This is a genomic window from Actinokineospora xionganensis (genome assembly GCF_014323725.1).
Lineage (GTDB): Bacteria > Actinomycetota > Actinomycetes > Mycobacteriales > Pseudonocardiaceae > Actinokineospora > Actinokineospora xionganensis.
In genome coordinates this window covers 1-18,039 of record NZ_JABVED010000010.1, presented here as the reverse complement: position 1 = coordinate 18,039, position 18,039 = coordinate 1, and the positions used below count along the sequence as shown (strand labels likewise).

The window sequence follows — 18,039 nt, the reverse complement described above, 5'->3', positions numbered from 1 at the left end:
CCACTTGGCGGCTTCCCTTATCCGCCTGCGTCCGTTCGTGGACGAAACCCACAGCCGCCTGTGGATAGCCTCCTGGGCTTTGTGGATAACTTGGCATCGGGTGTGGACAGCGTCGTTGCGACGGGTGGGTGACCTGCTGCTCACCGTTTCGGCGCCGAAGCCGGTTGCCGTTTCGGCATGACCGGAAGTGGTCCACGTCCTAAGGTTGAGTGGAACTGACTCAAGTTTTCGCGCGTTGGACCCGGTGACTGGCGAAAGTACGACCCGAGGTGGCAGATGGACGCGTTCAACCCGACGACCAAGACCCAACAGGCGATCTCCGCCGCGGCCCAGGGCGCCTCGACAGCGGGCAACCCCGACATCCGCCCGGTGCACCTACTCAGCGCGCTGCTAGCGCAGAGCGACGGGCTCACCGCCCCGCTGCTCACCGCCGTCGGAGCTGATCCGCAGACCGTCCGCAAGGAGCTGGAGCCGCTGCACCGGGCCCTTCCTTCGGCGACGGGCGCGACCGTGTCCTCCCCGCAGCTCGCGCAGCAGGCGCTGCGGGCGATCACCCACGCGCAGAAGCTCGCCACCGAGATGGGCGACGAGTACGTCTCCACCGAGCACCTGCTGGTCGGGCTCGCGGCCCAGGGCGGCGACGTCGCCGAGGTCCTCAAGCGCCACGGTGCCACCGCCGACGCGCTGCGCGAGGCCTTCGCCAAGGTGCGCGGCTCCGCGCGAGTGTCGAGCCCCGACCCGGAGGGCACCTACCAGGCGCTGGAGAAGTACGGCCTCGACCTGACCGAGCGCGCCCGCAAGGGTGAGCTCGACCCGGTGATCGGCCGCGACGCCGAGATCCGCCGGGTCGTGCAGGTGCTTTCCCGGCGCACCAAGAACAACCCGGTGCTCATCGGCGAGCCCGGCGTCGGCAAGACCGCGATCGTCGAGGGCCTGGCCCAGCGGATCATCGCGGGCGACGTGCCGGAGTCGCTGCGCGGCAAGCGGGTGGTCGGCCTAGACCTCGGCTCGATGGTCGCGGGCGCGAAGTTCCGCGGCGAGTTCGAGGAGCGGCTCAAGGCTGTCCTCAAGGAGATCACCGACTCCGCGGGCCAGGTGATCACCTTCATCGACGAGCTGCACACCATCGTCGGTGCGGGCGCGACCGGCGAGGGCGCGATGGACGCGGGCAACATGATCAAGCCGATGCTCGCCCGCGGCGAGCTGCGCATGGTCGGCGCGACCACGCTCGACGAGTACCGCCAGCACATCGAGAAGGACCCGGCGCTGGAGCGCAGGTTCCAGCAGGTCCTCGTCGGTGAGCCGTCGGTCGAGGACACGATCGGCATCCTGCGCGGCCTCAAGGAGCGCTACGAGGTCCACCACGGTGTCCGCATCACCGACACGGCCCTGGTCGCCGCCGCCACCCTGTCCGATCGCTACATCACGGCCCGGTTCCTGCCGGACAAGGCGATCGACCTCGTCGACGAGGCCGCGTCGCGGCTGCGCATGGAGATCGACTCGCGCCCGGTGGAGATCGACGGCGTCGAGCGCGCGGTCCGCCGGTTGGAGATCGAGGAGATGGCACTGTCCAAAGAGGACGATGCTGCCTCCCGTGAGCGGCTCGCCGCGCTGCGGGCCGAGCTGGCCGAGAAGCGCGAGGACCTGGCTGGCCTGACCGCCCGCTGGCAGAACGAGAAGGGCTCGCTGGACCGTGTCCGCGAGCTGAAGGAGCAGTTGGAGTCGCTGCGCGGCGAGTCCGAGCGCGCCGAGCGCGACGGCGATCTCGGCCGGGCCGCCGAGCTGCGCTACGGCCGGATTCCCACGCTGGAGAAGGAACTCGACGCCGCCATGGAGAACTCAGCGGCCACGGGGACTCCCGGCGAGCAGGTCATGCTCAAGGAGGAGGTCGGCCCCGACGACGTCGCCGAGGTCGTCTCCGCCTGGACCGGCATCCCGGCGGGCCGGATGCTCGAAGGCGAGACGCACAAGCTGCTGCGCATGGAGGACGCGCTCGCCTCGCGGGTCGTCGGCCAGGCCGAGGCCGTGCGCGCTGTCTCCGACTCGGTCCGCCGCGCCCGCGCGGGCGTGTCCGACCCGGACCGCCCGACCGGCTCGTTCCTGTTCCTCGGGCCCACCGGCGTCGGCAAGACGGAGCTGGCGAAGGCGCTCGCGGAGTTCCTGTTCGACGACGAGCGGGCGATGATCCGCATCGACATGAGCGAGTACTCCGAGAAGCACTCGGTGGCCCGCCTGGTCGGCGCGCCCCCCGGCTACGTCGGCTACGACCAGGGCGGCCAGCTCACCGAGTCGGTCCGCCGCAGGCCGTACAGCGTCGTGCTGCTCGACGAGGTGGAGAAGGCCCACCCGGACGTCTTCGACGTGCTCCTACAGGTCCTCGACGACGGCAGGCTCACCGACGGCCAGGGCCGCACGGTCGACTTCCGCAACACGATCCTGGTGCTGACGTCGAACCTCGGCTCGCAGATCATCGCCGACGCCAACCTCGACGAGTTGCACCGCAAGGACGCGGTGATGACCGTGGTGCAGCGGCACTTCAAGCCGGAGTTCCTCAACCGGCTCGACGACGTGGTCGTGTTCCACTCGCTGGCCACCGAGGAGCTGACGTCGATCGTCGACATCCAGGTCGCGAAACTGGGCCGCCGCCTCGCGCAGCGCAGGCTGAGCCTGGACGTCACGCCCATGGCCCGGGAGTGGTTGGCCCTCAACGGTTTCGACCCCGTCTACGGCGCCCGCCCGCTGCGCAGGCTGGTGTCCTCGGCTATCGGCGACCAGTTGGCGAAGGCGCTGCTGTCCGGCGACATCCGCGACGGCGACACGGTCAAGGTCGACATCGCCGAGGACAACACCGCGCTCACGGTCGGCCGCGCCGACTGACGACACGATGAAGGGCCGCCCCTCAGGCGGCCCTTCATCGTCAGCCGATCACCTCGCGCAGCAGGTATGCCAAGCCGTTGGCGTGGCCGCTGCGGGTCGGGTGGTACATGTCGGCCACGCTCCAGCTCTTCCCGTTGAGGTACGGGTCGGCCGCGCAGACGTCGTGTCCGGTGAACCGGGCGATGGAGCTCTTGTACGTGAAGCCCGCCGCCGCGACCCGGCCCGCGATGGCCGCGTCGAGGTTGTCCGCGACTCCGTTGAGCAGCACCGCTTCGTCGGCGGTGATCCCGTTCGCCGCCGCGCACGAGAGGTTCGACCCGGCGAAGCGGCCGTAGCCGAGGACGACGACCCGGGCGTTCGGCGCGCCCACGCGGATGGTGGCGTAGGTCCGGTCGAGCTTGGCGGGCAGTTCCTCCCGGATCTTGCGGTTGGCCTCGTCGACCGTGCCCTGGCAGTTGGTGCTGTTGTTGCCCGCGCAGCCGAAGATCAGGTCGCCGAATCCGATGTCGTTTCCGCCGATCGTGATCGACACGAGGTCCGTGCTCGCTGTCAGCGCCCGGTTCTGACCGTTGATGATGTTGTCGGTCTTCGCGCCCTGGCACGCCTGGAAGTTCAGCCGCGTGTCGGGGCGCGCCTTGGACACCAGATACGGGTACGCGTAGGTGCTCTTGTAGCAGAACGGGTCGAGATTCGCGGCGTACGTGCCGTTGCCCGACGAGTACGAATCACCCAGGGCGACGTACTCGTCCACCTCGGCCGCCGACGCGTTCGGCGCCAGTGCCACCGCCGCGGTCGCCGCGACGACGATTGCCGACACTCTTCCGAACATCCGATACCTCCTACTGGATTGCAGGGTTCTTGACGGCGCTGGCGATGGCGGCGCCGAAGGCGGCCATGCCCTGGGCGTTCGGGTGCAGCGGCGCGGCGGCCGTGGTCGGGATCAGGCCTTCGAGGTAGCGCTTCGACGGCGCCGCGCAGGTGTCGTGGCCCGAGGAGACGGCCGCGAGGTCGACGAAGGTCGCGCCGCGCGAACGGGCCTGGTCGCGAAGGGCGGCGCTGAGCTTGTCGACCGACGCCTGGATGTAGTTGGCGTCGCGAGCCCAGATCGGCTGGACCGGGTAGCAGCCGTCACGCTTGATGTAGGTCCCGTAGCCGGCGACGACGATCTTCGCCTTCGGCGCCTTGGCCTTGATCGCGTCGAGCGCCTGCCCGAACCGCGGCGCCCACGCGGCGATGGCCGTGCCCAGCGAGTCCTTGCCTCCGGCGTTCAGCCGGTCGGCGCACGAGAAGCCGAACGGCTCCGGGAACAGGTTGACGCAGCCGAGCGCGGCCTGGACCAGGCCGATGTCGTTGCCGCCGATGGTGAGCGTGACCAGGTCGGTGCCCGCGTTCAGGGCGTCGTACTGCGGCGGGAGGAAGCCGAACTGGCGGCCGGTGAAGTCGGTGATCTTCGCCCCGGAGCACGACACGTCGGTCAGCCGGGCGCCCAAGGCCTTGGCGGCCACTGCCGGGTAGTTGTTGTTCGAACGCAGGCAGGCGAGGTTGAGGTCCTGGTTCGGGATGAGCGGTCCAGCGGCCGCCGAGTCGCCGAGGGCGACGTAGTCGATCGTGTCGTCAGCCATCGCGGGCATGCCCACGGTGAGGGTGGCGGCGGTGACCGCCAGCGCCAGGCTGAGCCGTCGCACCAACATTGGGTGCTCCATTCTGTGTTACTAGCGAGTAATCTGCTGGTCACATGGTGGAGGACACAATCCCTGGTGGGCGCTGGGAGATTGGCCCAAAGTTTCGGAGGAAACTTGTGACCGATCACAACCGAATCGTCTTCGGTGGCATGCCCCTGCACTTGCGGCTGAGTTCGCAGCTGCCCGAACTGACCGCCTTTGTGATCAAGCGGCTGGTCGACGGGCTCGACGTTTACAACCAACTGCCCGCGGAGGAGCTGTCCGGTGACATCGCCCGGATCATCGAGCAGGCGGTCCGCACGTTCCTTGAAGTCCTGCGCACCGGGACCCTGCCCGAGCCCGTGGACCTGGCGATCGTGCGCGAGTCGGCGGCTCGCCGCGCCGAGGAAGGCCTCCCGATCGACGCCGTGATCGGCGCGTACCACGTCGGCGCCCAGGCCTGCTTCGACTTCGTCGAGCCGGAGGTCCAGCCGGACGACCTGCGGTCGGTGTTAGAGGCGCACCGGCTGCTGTCCGACTTCCTGCGCCTGACCACCGGCGCGGTCGCCGCCGGCTACCTCAGCGAGCGCCAGTCGATGTTCGGCGACGAGCACGGCGCGCGGCAGACGCTGCTGGCGACTCTGCTCGCGGGCGGGCAGTCGGCCGACATCCCGGGCGCCCGGCTGGCCGAGAGCTACTTCGTGATCAGCCTGTCGATCGGCAAGCATCCCGACGAGACCGTCGCGGGTGTCGACCCCGGCATCGCGGGCCGCCGCAAGCTGCGCAGACTCCGCACGGAACTCGACCGGCGGTCCCGCGAGCCCGTGCTGTCGATGCTGTCGACCGACGGCGGGCTGGTCCTCATCCCGCACCACCTTCCGTCCGCCTCGGTCTCCAAGGAGGACTGGGCGTCGCTCGACGTGCTCGCCACCGCGCTGAGCAAGGTCGCGGGCGCGCCCGTCGTGGCGGGAGCGGTCGCCGCGGAGCCCGCCGGCGTGCCCGCCGCGGCCCGGCTCGCGGGTGAGCTCCGCGACGTCGCCCTCATCTACGCGAAGCCCGTGGGGGTCTACCGACTCGCCGATCTGCTCCTCGAATACCAGCTCACCCGGCCCAGCCCGGCTCGCGACCACCTCGCGTCGCTGCTCGCGCCCGTCGCGGACAGGCCGGACCTCCTGCCGACCCTGCGGGTCTTCCTCGACTCCGGCCTCAACCGCCGCCAGACCGCCACCACGCTGCGGGTTCACCCCAACACCGTCGACTACCGGCTGCGCAAGATCGCCACCCTGACCGGTCTGCAGGTCGCCCGGCACGAGGACCTGCTGTCCATCCGCGCGGCCCTCTCGGCCCTCGACGCCACCACTGTTCGCGGATAATCGGAAGCCACGCCACCCGTGATCTTGAACCGCGGCGCATGACGACTACGCTGCGAGTCGTGGGCATACCCGCGTGGGTCTGGTTCGTCATCGCCGCGGTCGCGTTCGTCGCGGGCGGCCTTTTCTTGCTGCGCGATCGCGCTCGTCTCACATCGAGAAACCGTGAGCGACGCCGTTGGGCGGCCTTGCGCGGCTGGCAGTTCGCCGAGACCGACCACGTCCTGCCGAGCAAGTGGAGTGGCGGCGCCATCGCCTACTACGGCGACGGCGTGGCCCGCGACGTCGTCACCGGCTCGACGTTCACCGCCGACGGCAGGCGCCGGGTCTACGTCTTCGACCTGGAGATGGGCGGCCGGGTCAACACGGTCATCGCCGCCGTCCAGTGCCGTCGGGTGCACCCGGTCGTGGTCGAGCTGTGGATCCCGAGCACCCCGTTCCAGCGTGAGCACATGCCGGAACTGCTCGGCCCGGTCGGCCAGCGCTACGCCTTCGTCTCCGACATCGCGGGCGCCCGCGCGCTGATCACCCCGGACCTGGTCGACGCCACCGAGGAGATCGGGCCGGACATCGCCGTCGCCTGGATCGAGAACGGCTGGGTCCTGGCCGCCGCCGCGCCCAACTCCAGTCCGTCGCGGCTGGAGCGGCTGCTGCGCGGCATCGGCGAGATCGCCGACGTCGTCGACCCGTTCGACGCCGAGGCCGAGTCGGCGCCCGGACTGCACAGCGTCCGCCAGATCGACGACAACAGCTGAAAACGGACCTCCCACATCACCATTACCACCCAGTAGGTTGATCGCATGCCTACCGCGCTCATCACCGGTGCCACCGCGGGCATCGGCGCCGCATTCGCCCGAAACCTCGCCAAGGCCGGCTACGACCTGGTGCTCGTGGCCCGCAACACCGAGCGCCTCAAGGCGACGGCGGCCGAGCTGACCGCCGCGCACGGCATCCAAGCCCAGGTCATGACCGCGGACCTGGCCACCACACGCGCGCGCAAGCGGGTCGAAGAGCGGCTCGCCGACGAGTCCCGGCCGATCGACCTGCTGGTCAACAACGCAGGCTTCGGTACCGCCACCCCGTTCGCCGAGGCCGAGACCGACGCCCTGCAGTCGCAACTCGACGTCAACGTCACCACGGTCATGCGGCTCACCCACGCGGCGGTGCCCGGCATGATCACGCGCGGGCGCGGCGGCGTGATCAACGTGTCCAGCGTCGCCGGGTTCTTCCCGTTCACCGGCCCGGCCTACGCGGCGACGAAGGCATACGTGACCGCGCTGTCCGAGGGGCTGTCCTCGTCGCTGGCGGGCACCGGCGTCCGGGTCGTCGCGCTGTGCCCTGGCTTCACCCACACCGAGTTCCACCAGCGGGTCGGCGAGGACGTCTCGGCCATCCCGGAGTTCCTCTGGCTCGACGCCGACCGGGTCGCCGCCGAATGCCTCGACGACTTGGCGTCCGGACGGTCGAGGTCCATCCCCGGACTGCAGTACAAGGCGCTGATCGGCGTCGCCAAGATCATGCCACGTGGCTTGCTGCGCGTCCTGCAGAAGCGCGCCGCCAAGGGACGCCGCCGCGGCTAGTTCCTGTCCGGCCAGTCCGGCACGCGCTATCCGCGCCCGGGCGGCCCCTGGCCGCACCGGCGCGAAGCCCAAGTACAACCCGGCACGAGCGGCTGCACGCCGGCGCGCCCAGGAACCACCCGGATCACGAATCCCGCGCACCGGACTCGCCGGACAGGACCTAGGCTCAGGCCATGACGAACCCGCAGCCCGGTTGGTACCCGGACAACCCTGGGTCGAACGTCCTGCGCTGGTGGGACGGCACCCAGTGGACCGCCCAGACCCAGCCCGCCCAGCAGCAGGCGCGCAGCGACGCTAGCGCGTGGGAGCTGTCGCTCGAAGGCGCCCACGACCCGAACCGGATCAAGGAGCAGCAGCGCAAGGCCGGGGTCGGCCAGACCGGGCAGGGCGGCGGGACGCTGTTCACCGAGCCGGTGCTGGTGGTGAACCAGAAGGTCAAGCTGATCGAGATGGCGTCCGAGTACTCGGTCTTCGACCAGCACGGGCGCCCGGTCGGGTTCGTCGCGCAGGTCGGGCAGAGCGCGCTGAAGAAGGTCGTCCGGTTCCTCGGCGAGTACGACCAGTTCTTCACCCACCGCTTCGAGGTCCGCGACGCCAACCACCAGCCGGTGCTGGCGCTGACCCGGCCGCGCAAGGTGTTCAAGTCGCGGATGATCGTCGAACGGCCCAACGGGCAGCCGGTCGGCGAGATCGTCCAGGACAACGTCTTCGGCAAGATCCGGTTCTCGTTCATGGTCAACGGCCAGTCGATCGGCGGCATCCAGGCCGAGAACTGGCGGGCGTGGAACTTCGCCGTGCTCGACCACTCCGGCGCCGAGGTCGCGCGAATCACCAAGACGTTCGAAGGTTTCGCCAAGACCCTGTTCACCAACGCCGACAACTACGTCCTGCAGATCCACCGCCCGCTCCAAGACCCCCTGATCAGCATGGTCGTGGCGTCCGCGCTCACCGTCGACACGGCGTTGAAGCAGGACAGCCGGGGCCTGGGCTGAGCCACGTGAGAGACTGACGACCTGTGCGAACCGCTCCGAGTGTCGACCTGACCGCCAAGCGCGAATTGGCCCGTCTCGTCACCGAACTGGCTGTTGTCCATGGGCGCGTGACCCTGGCGTCCGGCAAGGAAGCCGACTACTACGTCGACCTGCGCCGGGCCACCCTCCACCACGCCGCCGCCCCCCTGATCGGCCGACTGCTCCGGCAGGCCACCGCCGACTGGGACTACGTCGCCGCGGGCGGCCTCACCCTGGGCGCCGACCCGGTGGCCATCGCGATGATGCACGCCGCCGCCAACGCCGGTGAGGTCCTCGACGCCTTCGTCGTGCGCAAGGCGCTGAAGGAACACGGCATGCAGCGCCGCATCGAGGGCATCGAGGTCGCGGGCCAGCGGGTCCTGGCGGTCGAGGACACCTCCACCACCGGGGGCAGCGTGCTGACCGCCGTCGACGCCCTGGAGGAGGCGGGCGCGATCGTCATCGGCGTCGCCACCGTCGTCGATCGGGGCACCGAGGCCCGCGAAGCGATCGAGGCCAGGGGTCTCCCGTACCGGTCGCTGCTCGATCTTGCCGATCTAGGCCTCTGACCAGGCGCGTCCTCCTGATCCGCAGGTACCGTGGGGGTACTGGGGTCGGGAGGATGCGCATGGCCGGTGTTCTCGCCGCGGCGACGATGGTTGTGCATTTCCTCGCGCTTCTCTACATCGGCCTCGGCGGCTTCCTGGCTTGGCACTGGCCCAACTCCATCCGCGTCCACGTCTTCTTCGCCGCCTGGGGCGTGATCGTCAACATCCTGCCGGTCACCTGCCCGCTGACGGCGGTCGAGAACTACTTCCGAAGACAGCAGGGCCTCGGTGATCTGCCGGGGGGATTCAACGAGCACTACATCATCGGGGTCCTTTTCCCGGAGGACTATGTTCAGGCCGTGGCAATCGGAGCGTTGATCGTGTTGGTGGTGTCCTACGTCGGTGCGTACGCCCGCAGGCCCCGGCCCCTGGTCGAGACGCGGTGAGCGGTCCGCCCGAAGACCCGGAAAGCGGCCCCACGGAGTGGGTGTTCGGCGAACCCGTAGGCGTCGGCCCCTGGGAGGGCCCCAGGCCAACAGACTTCCGCTACGACCCGGAACTCCTCACCGAAGGCGACCGCCGCAACGTCGTGGACGCCTACCGGTACTGGCGTCGGGACGCGATCATCGCCGACCTCGACACCCGACGGCACGACTTCCACGTCGCCATCGAGAACTTCCAACACGACCACAACATCGGCACCGTCGTCCGCACCGCGAACGCGTTCGCCGCCAAGGCCGTCCACATCATCGGCAGGCGTCGCTGGAACCGCCGAGGTGCGATGGTGACCGACCGATACCAGCACGTAGACCACCACGCGACGGTGGATTCCCTGCTGGCATATTCGAAAGAAGCGGGCCTGACCGTCGTGGGCGTCGACAACACCACCGGCTCCGTCCCCATCGAAACGACTGAGCTGCCACGCAAATGCGTGCTCATCTTCGGCCAGGAAGGCCCCGGCCTCACCCCCGAAGCCCGAGCGGGCGCGGACTTGCTGGTGTCGATCGCCCAGTTCGGCTCCACCCGCTCAATCAACGCGGGAGTGGCGGCCGGGGTGGTCATGCATTCATGGATTCGAACGCATGCGGACCTGTCAAAGGCCTGGTAACCCCGGACTACCGCCATTGCCGCACTGCGATCCCCGCCGGCCGAATGGCACAGCCGAACTCCACCACCCGAAGTTCGCTCCGGAGGGGCAGACCCTCAGGAATGGTCCTGTGCACCGGAACGGGCGGACCATGAGCATGCTTTGACCCCGCTCGTCCATGAAGGCTCGCTCGTCCCGAGCTGCAAGGACAAAGGTCGTCCCTGAAAGGCGGTCGCTCTTAGCCGGGGCTTACCTCTACCGGGATTCCATTCAGGACCGCGTTCCCGGACAAAGCGTCAACGAGCAGTTCGTCTGCCAGCAGGTTTGAGTTGACGCCCGCATGGGCTGTTGCCACATTCATCCGAATGCCGTTCTGGTCGTGGCCCCAGCCGTGGGGGATGCTGATCACGCCGGGGCGGATGGTGTCGGTGACTTCCACCGGGACCTCGATCTTCCCCGTCCGCGACCGGACCGTCGCGAGGCTGCCGTCGGTCAGGCCGAGTCGTTCGGCGTCCAGGGGGTTCACTTGGGCTGTGCAGCGGTTCTTTCCGCGCACCAACGGTTCCAGGTTGTGCATCCACGAGTTGTTCGAGCCAAGTTGCCGTCTGCCGATCAGCACCATCTGTCCATTGGGGACGTTCGTCAGCTCGGCGACCAGCCTGGGGATGTCCTCGGTCAGGGGTGGCGGTGCTAGCTCGATCCGGCCGCTTGGGGTCGCCAGTACGTCAGGGATCCTCGGCTTCAGCGGGCCCAGGTCGATGCCGTGTGGGGCGTCGAGGAGGTCCGCCAGAGTCAGGTCATACGGGCCGCCGCGCAGGAGGATGTCGATCAGGCGTTCCGGACCGGTCAGGTCCGCTGCCGGTTCCACGCCTGTCCTGGCCGCGAACTGGGTCGCCACGAAGTCGTCCATGGCGGCGATGTCGCTGCCCGCGCCGGTGATGATTCCGGTGAGCCGCAACAGGGTCTGCCACTCCTGGGGCTGGTCCGTCGGCAGTGCGGCCTTGGTCCAGTTGGCGACGTTCCGCACGGCGAACTGGTACAGGGCGATGTCGTAGTGGGGGCGTTCCAACGCGGTCGGGCCGGGCAGGATGACGTCCGCGTGTCGGGTGGTCTCGTTCAGGTAGACGTCCAGCGAGACCATGAAGTCCAGCTGTCCCAACGCATCCGCGAGTCTGCCGGAGTTCGGGGTGCTCAGGCACGGGTTGCCGCAGACGGTGACCAGCGCCCGCACCTGGCCTTCGCCCGGTGTCAGGATCTCGTCGGCGAGGGTGGCCACGGGGAGTTCGCCCATGACCTCCGCCAAGTCGCGGACGCGGCTGCGCCAGCGGCCGTGGGCGAAGCCGCGGCGGCGCCCAGGCTCGACGTTCGCCTGCCCCGCCGCCGCCAGGGGGAACATGGCGCCGCCCGGGCGGTCGAGGTTGCCGGTCAGCACATTGAGCACGTCGACCAACCAGCTCGCGAGGGTGCCGAACGACTGGACACAGGTGCCGATCCGGCCGTACGCAGCCGCGCTGGGTGCGGCGGCGAGGTCGTGGGCCAACCGACGGATGGTGGCCGCAGCGATGCCGGTGATCGGCTCGACCGCCTCCGGTGTGAACGGCTGGGCCAGCGCCCGCACTTCCTCGACGCCGGTCACGTGGTCGGCCAGGTGCTCAAAGCTGACCAACTCGTCCGCGAACAGGGTGTTGACCAGCGCGAACAAGAACAGTGCGTCGGTTCCCGGCCTGATGGCGTGGTGTTCGTCGGCCAGCTCCGCCGTCCGCGACCGGCGCGGGTCGAGCACGATGATCTTGCCGCCGCGGGCCTGGATCGCCTTGAGCCTGCCGCGCATGTCCGGTGCGGTCATCAGGCTGCCGTTGGACACCAACGGGTTCGCGCCGAGGAGCAGCAGGTAGTCGGTCCGGTCGACGTCGGGCACCGGGATGCTCATCGGGTCGCCGAACAGGTAGCCGGAGCTCAGGTGCTTGGGGATCTGGTCGACCGTGCTCGCCGAGTAGAAGTTCCGCGTCCCGAGCGCCTTGAAGAACACGCGCCCGTACAACGCCGTCGACGTGTTGTGGACAGACGGGTTCCCCGCGTACACGGCGACGGCGTCCTTGCCGTGTTCGGCGATGATCGGGAGCAGCCGCGCCGAGATCTCGGCGAAGGCCTCATCCCACGTCGCCGACTCCCACACGCCGTCGCGTTTGATCATCGGGGTGCGCAGGCGGTCGGGATCATGGTGCAGCGCCCCAAGGGAGGCGCCCTTGGGGCAGATGAACCCCGCGGAGAAGACATCGGCCGCGTCGCCACGGACGGAGGTCACCCGATCACCTTCGATGGTGACGTCCAAGCCGCAGGTGGCCTCACATAACGGGCACGTGACCTGCTCGGTTCGCATCACCCCACCTTTCCACGACTCGGTGACATCTCCCCTCTCGCGGGACTTCGGAAACGATTCAGCCGTCACGATTGGTGTGTGACCCGGGGTACGGAGTACGCGGAGGGGGCTGCAGAGCAGTCACCTCAACTGTGGGCGGCTCGCGCCGCCTTCGCCGAGCAGGGTGTTCTGGCCCGTCACCTGCGGAGACTCTGGGCAATCCCCGGGACCCGGCTGGGCGTGGCCACGTGGCCCGCGTCCGTCCGGCACCGCCTCCTGGTGAACTGGAACTACTGGTGGCAGGCCAATGTGCTCGACTGCCTCATCGACGCCCAGGTCCGCGCGCCGTCGGCCAACCGGCTCAGCACCATCCACAAACACGTCCGCGGCATCCGCCTGCGCAACTTCCGCCAGTGGACCAACGAGTACTACGACGACATCGCCTGGCTCGGACTCGCCCTGCTGCGCGCGTCCGACGAGGTCGGCCTCGACGCCGAGGACGCCCTCGACGCGATCACCGTCCGCCTCCGCGAAGGCTGGACCGACCACGGCGGCGGCGGCATCTGGTGGCGGCGCGGCGACAACCTCAAGAACGTCCCGGCCAATGGCCCCGCCGCGATCCTGCTCGCCCGCTTCGCCCAGGACCGCGCCGACCGCCAGCGCGCCCGGTCGATGACCGACTGGATGGACGGCTACCTGCGCGACCGCGAGACCGGCCTGCTCTTCGACGGCCTGCGGACCTCCCCGGACGGAGGCGTCGCCGGGCTCGTCGACATCGTCTACACCTACAACCAGGGCACCTTCCTCGGTGCCTGCGTCGAACTCGCCGCCGACGACCGTTCCGGCGTCTGGGCCGAACGCGCCGAGCGCACCATCCACGCCGTTGCCCATCACCTCGCCGTGGACGGCGTCCTGCCCGGCAGACGCGGCGGCGACGGCGGCCTGTTCGCGGGCATCCTCGCCCGCTACCTCGCGCTGTCGGCCATCCGCCTGCCGGAGGCATCCGGCGACCTCGCGTCCTGGCTGGTGTTCACCACCGCCGACGAGGCGTGGCGCAACCGCGCGGTCGCCCCCAGCGGCCCGCTGTTCGGCGACGAGGCGGGCATCCCGGCCATCACCCCGCGTGGTCCTCGCGACGGCCGGGCCGAGCGCGACCTGTCCGTGCAGGTGTCCGGCTGGATGATCATGGAGGCCGCCGCCGCGCTGGAAGGTCATGCCAGCATGAGGGCATGAGCGTTCTTTTGGTCACCGGAGCAAGCAGGGGAATCGGCGCGGCGGTGTGCCGACGCGCCGCCCGCGACGGCTTCGACATCGTGGTCAACTACTCCGGTGACGCCTCCTCGGCCGAAGAGGTCGCGGACGAGGTTCGGGCGCTGGGGCGCAAAGCACTCGCCGTCCAGGCAGACGTCTCCGACGAAGCCCAAGTCCGCGCCCTGTTCGAGCAGGCCGACACCTTGGGCCCGTTGTCCGCCCTCGTGGCCAACGCCGGGATCACCGGCAACACGCCGGGCAGGCTCGATGAGCAGAGCGCCGACACCTTCCGCCGCGTGTTCGACGTCAACGTCACCGGAGTCTTCCTGTGCGCCCGGGAAGCCGTCCGCCGACTGTCCACACGCGACGCCGGCCCCGGCGGCTCGATCGTGACGATCTCCAGCACCGCCGCCCGCCGCGGTTCGCCCGGCGAGTGGGTGCACTATGCGGCAAGCAAAGCGGCGGTCGAAACCTTGTCCTACGGCCTGGCCCAGGAAGTCGCGGCGGAGGGCATCAGGGTCAACGTCGTCGCCCCCGGCCTGGTCAACTCCGACCTGCACGCCGCCGCCGGCATGCCCGACCGCCCACAGCGGCTCGCGTCGAAGATCCCCCTCGGCCGCGCGGGCGAACCGGAGGAGGTCGCCGAGGGTGTGGTGTGGCTGCTCAGCCCCGCGGCGTCCTTCGTGACCGGCGCGGTGCTGCCGGTCTCAGGCGGATTCTGAGCGGGGTAAGGGAAAACTCGCGATCACGGTCGTCCGGTCGCCCTCGCGGAGCAACTCGAACCGGTCGACCGAGGCGCGCAGCATCGGCAGCGCGCCCGGCGCGATCGGGCCGTGCCCGACGATCCGCAGCACCACATCGGTGTCCGACGCCTGGGCGACGATCGAGACCGGACCGGCCAACCCGAGCGCCTCCTCGGCCGCCATCACCACGTCGCACGTGAGCAACTCGGGCACGTCGCGGCGCAAAAGCCACTTGCTCAACGACCGGCGAGCCACCGGCCACTCGTCCGCGGAACTGATCGTCAGTTCGGCCAACACCCGTCTCCTTCGGACCGGAGTCGACGTGGTTGCCGGACCCTTCCGAGACGTCGCGCCGTCCACTGTGGCCGTTACGCCGTTTACGACGCGCAGCCGCACGACCCCCGGTGCATCAGCTCGGGCGGCAGGAGCACGGTCTGCGGCGGCCGGTCGCGGTCGTCGAGCCGGGCGAGCAGCAGCCGGACCGCGGTGCGACCGATCTCGTCGACCGGGTGCGCCATCGTGGTGATCGGCGGGTGCACCAACTCGGCCCACTCGACCTCGTCGTGGCCAACGATCGCCAGGTCGCGGCCGACCTCCAGGCCATGCGCCCGCGCCTCCCGGAACGCGCCCGCGGTCATCGCGCCATTGCCGGTGATCACCGCCGTCGGCCGTTCCGGCACGGTCAGCAGCCTGCGCAACGCGAGCACGCCGTCCTCCGGGGTGGCACCACCGCCCGCGACCAGGTTCGAATCCCAGCGCAACCCCGCCCGGCCCAGGCCGAGCCGATAGCCGAGCGTGCGTTCCTCGCTCGCCGTCATCCACTCGACCCCGCTGATGAACCCGATCCGGCGGTGCCCGGCGGCGGCCAGGTGGGAGACCAGGGTGGATGTGGACTGGATGTTCTCCGGCCCCACCTGGTCGAGCTTGATCTTGTGCGACACCCGGTCGACCAGCACGGCGGGCACGTCCGTGCGGGCCAGCTGTTCGAGCGTCGCGGTGTCGCCGGGCGCCGGGGTCAGCAGCATGCCGTCGACCCGCCGGGCCTGCAGCCTGCGCACCGCCGAGCGCTCGCCGTCAGGTGAGTCGAGGGTGTCGCCGAGCAGGACGGTGTAGCCGGCGGCGCTGGCCTCGGCCTCGATGGCGTGGATGAGCTTGGCGAGGTGGGGGTTGGCCAGCAGCGACATGGCGACGCCGATGGACTTCGTCCCACCCGTGACCAGCGAGCGAGCGATGGCGTTGCCGGTGTACCCGGTCGACTCGATCGCTTCTAAGACCCGCGAGCGCGTCGTGACGGCGACCGCGCGGGTCTCGTTCACGACATGTGAGACGGTGCTGATCGAGACACCCGCCAACTTGGCGACGTCCTCCATTGTGGCCACAGCGTTGTCCTGTCCGACTCCATCTGCAAACGCTTGCGCGCGGACCCTATCGGCAGTTAAGGAGTCATTATGCGGGGAGAGCCGATCTTTGCCGACCTGGTCAGGCGGGCGCAAGCGCTGGCGCTGCCAGGGCACCGGCGTGTCCTTGGCATCTGCGGACCACCGGGCTCCGGCAAGTCGACTCTGGCAGCCCGGATCGTCGCCGCGCTGGATGGGCAGGCGGCCCTCGTCGGTATGGATGGATTCCACCTCGCCCAGTCCGAACTCGACCGGCTCGGGCGAGCCGACCGCAAGGGTGCCCCGGACACCTTCGACGCCGACGGGTACGTCGACCTGCTGCGAAGACTAAGGACGAACACCGACAAGATCGTTTACGCGCCCGAGTTCCGCCGCGAGATCGAGGACTCGATCGCCTGCGCGGTCCCGATCACCTGTGACGTTCCCCTCGTCGTCACCGAGGGCAACTACCTGCTGCTCTGGTCGCGGGTGCGGCCGCTGCTCGACGAGGTCTGGTACCTCGATCCCGATCCCGAACTGCGTCGGAAACGCCTGTTCGAACGCCATATGGCCCATGGCCGCTCGGCCGAACAGGCGGCGGCGAGAACGGACGGATCGGACGAGCGCAACGCCCGTCTGGTCGCGACCACCGCGCGAACAGCCGATCTCGTCCTGCGAAAGATCGAATAACGACGGCACGGACCGTGACCTGACTGGGGCAGTATGGCGGAAGGCAGCCGCCCGAACGGCGCCGAAAGGAAGGTCGTCCGATGCCCGGCGTTCGCCAGGTCGCTCTCACGGTGACCGACGTGGACCGCAGCGTCCCCTGGTACGAACGCGTGCTCGGGTTCGCCACCGCGGTGCACGAAGACCAACCCGGCCTGCGCAAGGCGTTCCTCGACGGCTTCGGCATCACCCTGACCCTGGTCCAGCACATCGGCGCCGAACGCGCGTCGTTCGACGAGAGCCGACCAGGTCTCGACCACCTGACGTTCCACGTCGACGAACTGCCCTCGTGGGAGTCCCGGCTGGCCGAGTACGGCGTCCCGTTCACCGTGGAGACCGACGAGATCGCCGTCCGCGACCCGGACGGCATCCTGCTGGCGCTGCGCTCTACTCCGTGATCAGCACGGTGTCGACCGGCTTGTGCATCTCCTGCCGGTATCGCCAGACGCCCCACGCGGTGCCGACCACCATGAACGCGATGCTGCCCCACAGGGCCGCGGTCTGCAGCCACGGCAACTCGTCGAGCAGGCCCGCGGCGTAGTACCCGGCCAGGACCAGCGTCGGCACCCAGGCCAGCCCGCCGATGGTCGTGGCCAGCGCGAACCGTCGGGGGTCCATCTTGGCCGCGCCCGCGATGAGCGGCGCCAGGGTGCGGATCCACGGGATCCACCGGGCGAACACGATCGCCCAGAACCCGCGCCGGTCCAGGAAGTCCCTGGCCCGGGACAGGTTGTGCTCGTTCATGACCTTGCCGCCGCGCCGGGTGATGATCGCGTGGCCGGTCTTGTGACCGATGTAGTAGCCGAGTTGGTTGCCCGCGACCGCGGTGATGGTCGCGGCCAGCGACAGCCACCACGCCTGGTGCTCATGGGCCCCCTGTGCCAGCACGACGCCCGCGGCGAACAGCAGGGAGTCGCCGGGCAGGAACAAGCCCACGATGAAGGCGCACTCGGCGAAGACGAAGCCGAGCACGATCGCCCAGACCAGCAGCGGGCCGGCGGAATCAAGCAGACCTGTAGCCAGGGTCACGCCGTCACCCTACGTGTGACGGCGGGGGTGTCGCAGGGGAATGAGGACCTATTCACGTGGCCTTGTCGCATCCGCAATCGCCGGGTCAGACGCCCCACCCACCCCGTTCGAGAACGTTGCGCGCCTCCCTGACCTCGGCATCCGCGTCGGCGGCCAGCGTGGAGTCGAAGGTGGACGTGTCGACGTCGGCGACCCAGCCCTCAGGCGGGACCCGGTCGGGCAGCTTCTCCCACTTGCTCATCCTTCGATGATGCCTGAGCGAGCGGGCTGGTGTGGCCGGCGTTGGCGGTGCCTTGGTCAGAACGGTACGGGCTCCTCGTGTGCACCGGCCGCAAGCGGGCTCGGCTCTGGTGCCCTGGGTGCGGGCACGTCGTACTCGATGAGTGGTCTTGGTCGACGGCATGGTGTTCTCCGGTGGGTGT

Annotated in this window: 19 protein-coding genes; 12 read left to right on the top strand and 7 right to left on the bottom strand. The window is 69.5% G+C overall.

Going from position 1 to position 18,039, the window contains the following annotated elements; genetic code table 11:
* The first annotated feature begins 276 nt into the window (after positions 1-276).
* Complete coding sequence (gene clpB / locus GPZ80_RS18000; RefSeq protein WP_187221552.1) at positions 277-2,877, top strand: ATP-dependent chaperone ClpB; 2,601 nt, start codon at positions 277-279, stop codon at positions 2,875-2,877.
* Between the two features lie 40 nt (positions 2,878-2,917).
* On the opposite strand, the gene GPZ80_RS17995 is transcribed toward clpB, so the two are convergent.
* Complete coding sequence (locus tag GPZ80_RS17995; protein WP_187221551.1) at positions 2,918-3,706, bottom strand: SGNH/GDSL hydrolase family protein; 789 nt, start codon at positions 3,704-3,706, stop codon at positions 2,918-2,920.
* Positions 3,707-3,716: 10 nt separating this feature from the next.
* Positions 3,717-4,568: an SGNH/GDSL hydrolase family protein gene (locus tag GPZ80_RS17990; protein WP_246477226.1), complete on the bottom strand. Its 852-nt coding sequence runs from the start codon at positions 4,566-4,568 to the stop codon at positions 3,717-3,719.
* Between the two features lie 107 nt (positions 4,569-4,675).
* Between GPZ80_RS17990 and GPZ80_RS17985 the strand changes: the two genes are divergently transcribed.
* From GPZ80_RS17985 to GPZ80_RS17955, 7 genes are all read left to right on the top strand, one after another.
* A complete protein-coding gene (locus tag GPZ80_RS17985) occupies positions 4,676-5,911 on the top strand; it encodes a PucR family transcriptional regulator (RefSeq protein WP_312880414.1) in 1,236 nt (411 codons plus the stop codon).
* 59 nt (positions 5,912-5,970) lie between these two features.
* Positions 5,971-6,663, top strand: coding sequence for a TtfA family protein (locus tag GPZ80_RS17980; protein WP_187221549.1), 693 nt, complete (start codon positions 5,971-5,973; stop codon positions 6,661-6,663).
* A gap of 45 nt (positions 6,664-6,708) precedes the next feature.
* Positions 6,709-7,488: an SDR family NAD(P)-dependent oxidoreductase gene (locus GPZ80_RS17975; RefSeq protein ID WP_187221548.1), complete on the top strand. Its 780-nt coding sequence runs from the start codon at positions 6,709-6,711 to the stop codon at positions 7,486-7,488.
* 173 nt (positions 7,489-7,661) lie between these two features.
* On the top strand, positions 7,662-8,480 hold the full coding sequence (locus GPZ80_RS17970) for an LURP-one-related family protein (RefSeq protein WP_187221547.1): 819 nt from the start codon (positions 7,662-7,664) through the stop codon (positions 8,478-8,480).
* Positions 8,481-8,503: 23 nt separating this feature from the next.
* Entirely contained in the window at positions 8,504-9,067 is a 564-nt protein-coding gene (gene pyrE / locus GPZ80_RS17965) for an orotate phosphoribosyltransferase (RefSeq protein ID WP_187221546.1), read from the top strand.
* A 59-nt stretch (positions 9,068-9,126) separates the two neighbouring features.
* Positions 9,127-9,492: a DUF2784 domain-containing protein gene (locus GPZ80_RS17960; RefSeq protein ID WP_187221545.1), complete on the top strand. Its 366-nt coding sequence runs from the start codon at positions 9,127-9,129 to the stop codon at positions 9,490-9,492.
* Positions 9,489-10,154 carry a TrmH family RNA methyltransferase gene (locus GPZ80_RS17955; RefSeq protein WP_187221544.1) on the top strand — a complete coding sequence of 222 codons (666 nt, stop codon included), beginning with the start codon at positions 9,489-9,491 and terminating at the stop codon, positions 10,152-10,154. The genes GPZ80_RS17960 and GPZ80_RS17955 overlap by 4 nt, the downstream gene beginning before the upstream one ends.
* 217 nt (positions 10,155-10,371) lie before the next feature.
* Here the strand turns inward: GPZ80_RS17955 and GPZ80_RS17950 are convergent, their stop codons facing one another.
* Positions 10,372-12,513, bottom strand: coding sequence for a molybdopterin-dependent oxidoreductase (locus GPZ80_RS17950; protein WP_187221543.1), 2,142 nt, complete (start codon positions 12,511-12,513; stop codon positions 10,372-10,374).
* 78 nt (positions 12,514-12,591) lie between these two features.
* Here GPZ80_RS17950 and GPZ80_RS17945 point away from each other — a divergent pair, with 78 nt between their 5' ends.
* The gene (locus GPZ80_RS17945) at positions 12,592-13,725 is read left to right on the top strand and encodes a glycoside hydrolase family 76 protein (protein ID WP_312880413.1); all 1,134 of its coding nucleotides are present in this window, start codon (positions 12,592-12,594) and stop codon (positions 13,723-13,725) included.
* Positions 13,722-14,465 carry an SDR family oxidoreductase gene (locus GPZ80_RS17940; RefSeq protein ID WP_187221542.1) on the top strand — a complete coding sequence of 248 codons (744 nt, stop codon included), beginning with the start codon at positions 13,722-13,724 and terminating at the stop codon, positions 14,463-14,465. Before GPZ80_RS17945 ends, GPZ80_RS17940 begins: the two co-directional genes overlap by 4 nt.
* Here the strand turns inward: GPZ80_RS17940 and GPZ80_RS17935 are convergent.
* Positions 14,451-14,783 (bottom strand): ATP-binding protein, encoded by a 333-nt coding sequence (locus tag GPZ80_RS17935; protein ID WP_187221541.1) that lies wholly within the window; start codon positions 14,781-14,783, stop codon positions 14,451-14,453. The genes GPZ80_RS17940 and GPZ80_RS17935 overlap by 15 nt on opposite strands.
* 80 nt (positions 14,784-14,863) lie before the next feature.
* Complete coding sequence (locus GPZ80_RS17930; RefSeq protein ID WP_187221913.1) at positions 14,864-15,856, bottom strand: LacI family DNA-binding transcriptional regulator; 993 nt, start codon at positions 15,854-15,856, stop codon at positions 14,864-14,866.
* 78 nt (positions 15,857-15,934) lie between these two features.
* Between GPZ80_RS17930 and GPZ80_RS17925 the strand changes: the two genes are divergently transcribed.
* Both GPZ80_RS17925 and GPZ80_RS17920 read left to right on the top strand, forming a co-directional pair.
* On the top strand, positions 15,935-16,552 hold the full coding sequence (locus tag GPZ80_RS17925; protein ID WP_187221540.1) for a nucleoside/nucleotide kinase family protein: 618 nt from the start codon (positions 15,935-15,937) through the stop codon (positions 16,550-16,552).
* A gap of 80 nt (positions 16,553-16,632) precedes the next feature.
* Positions 16,633-16,986, top strand: coding sequence for a VOC family protein (locus tag GPZ80_RS17920; protein WP_187221539.1), 354 nt, complete (start codon positions 16,633-16,635; stop codon positions 16,984-16,986).
* Here GPZ80_RS17920 and GPZ80_RS17915 read toward each other — a convergent pair.
* Both GPZ80_RS17915 and GPZ80_RS17910 read right to left on the bottom strand, forming a co-directional pair.
* Positions 16,976-17,617, bottom strand: coding sequence for a DedA family protein (locus GPZ80_RS17915; RefSeq protein WP_187221538.1), 642 nt, complete (start codon positions 17,615-17,617; stop codon positions 16,976-16,978). The genes GPZ80_RS17920 and GPZ80_RS17915 overlap by 11 nt on opposite strands.
* An 85-nt stretch (positions 17,618-17,702) precedes the next feature.
* Entirely contained in the window at positions 17,703-17,858 is a 156-nt protein-coding gene (locus tag GPZ80_RS17910; protein WP_187221537.1) for a hypothetical protein, read from the bottom strand.
* Between the last annotated feature and the right edge of the window lie 181 nt (positions 17,859-18,039).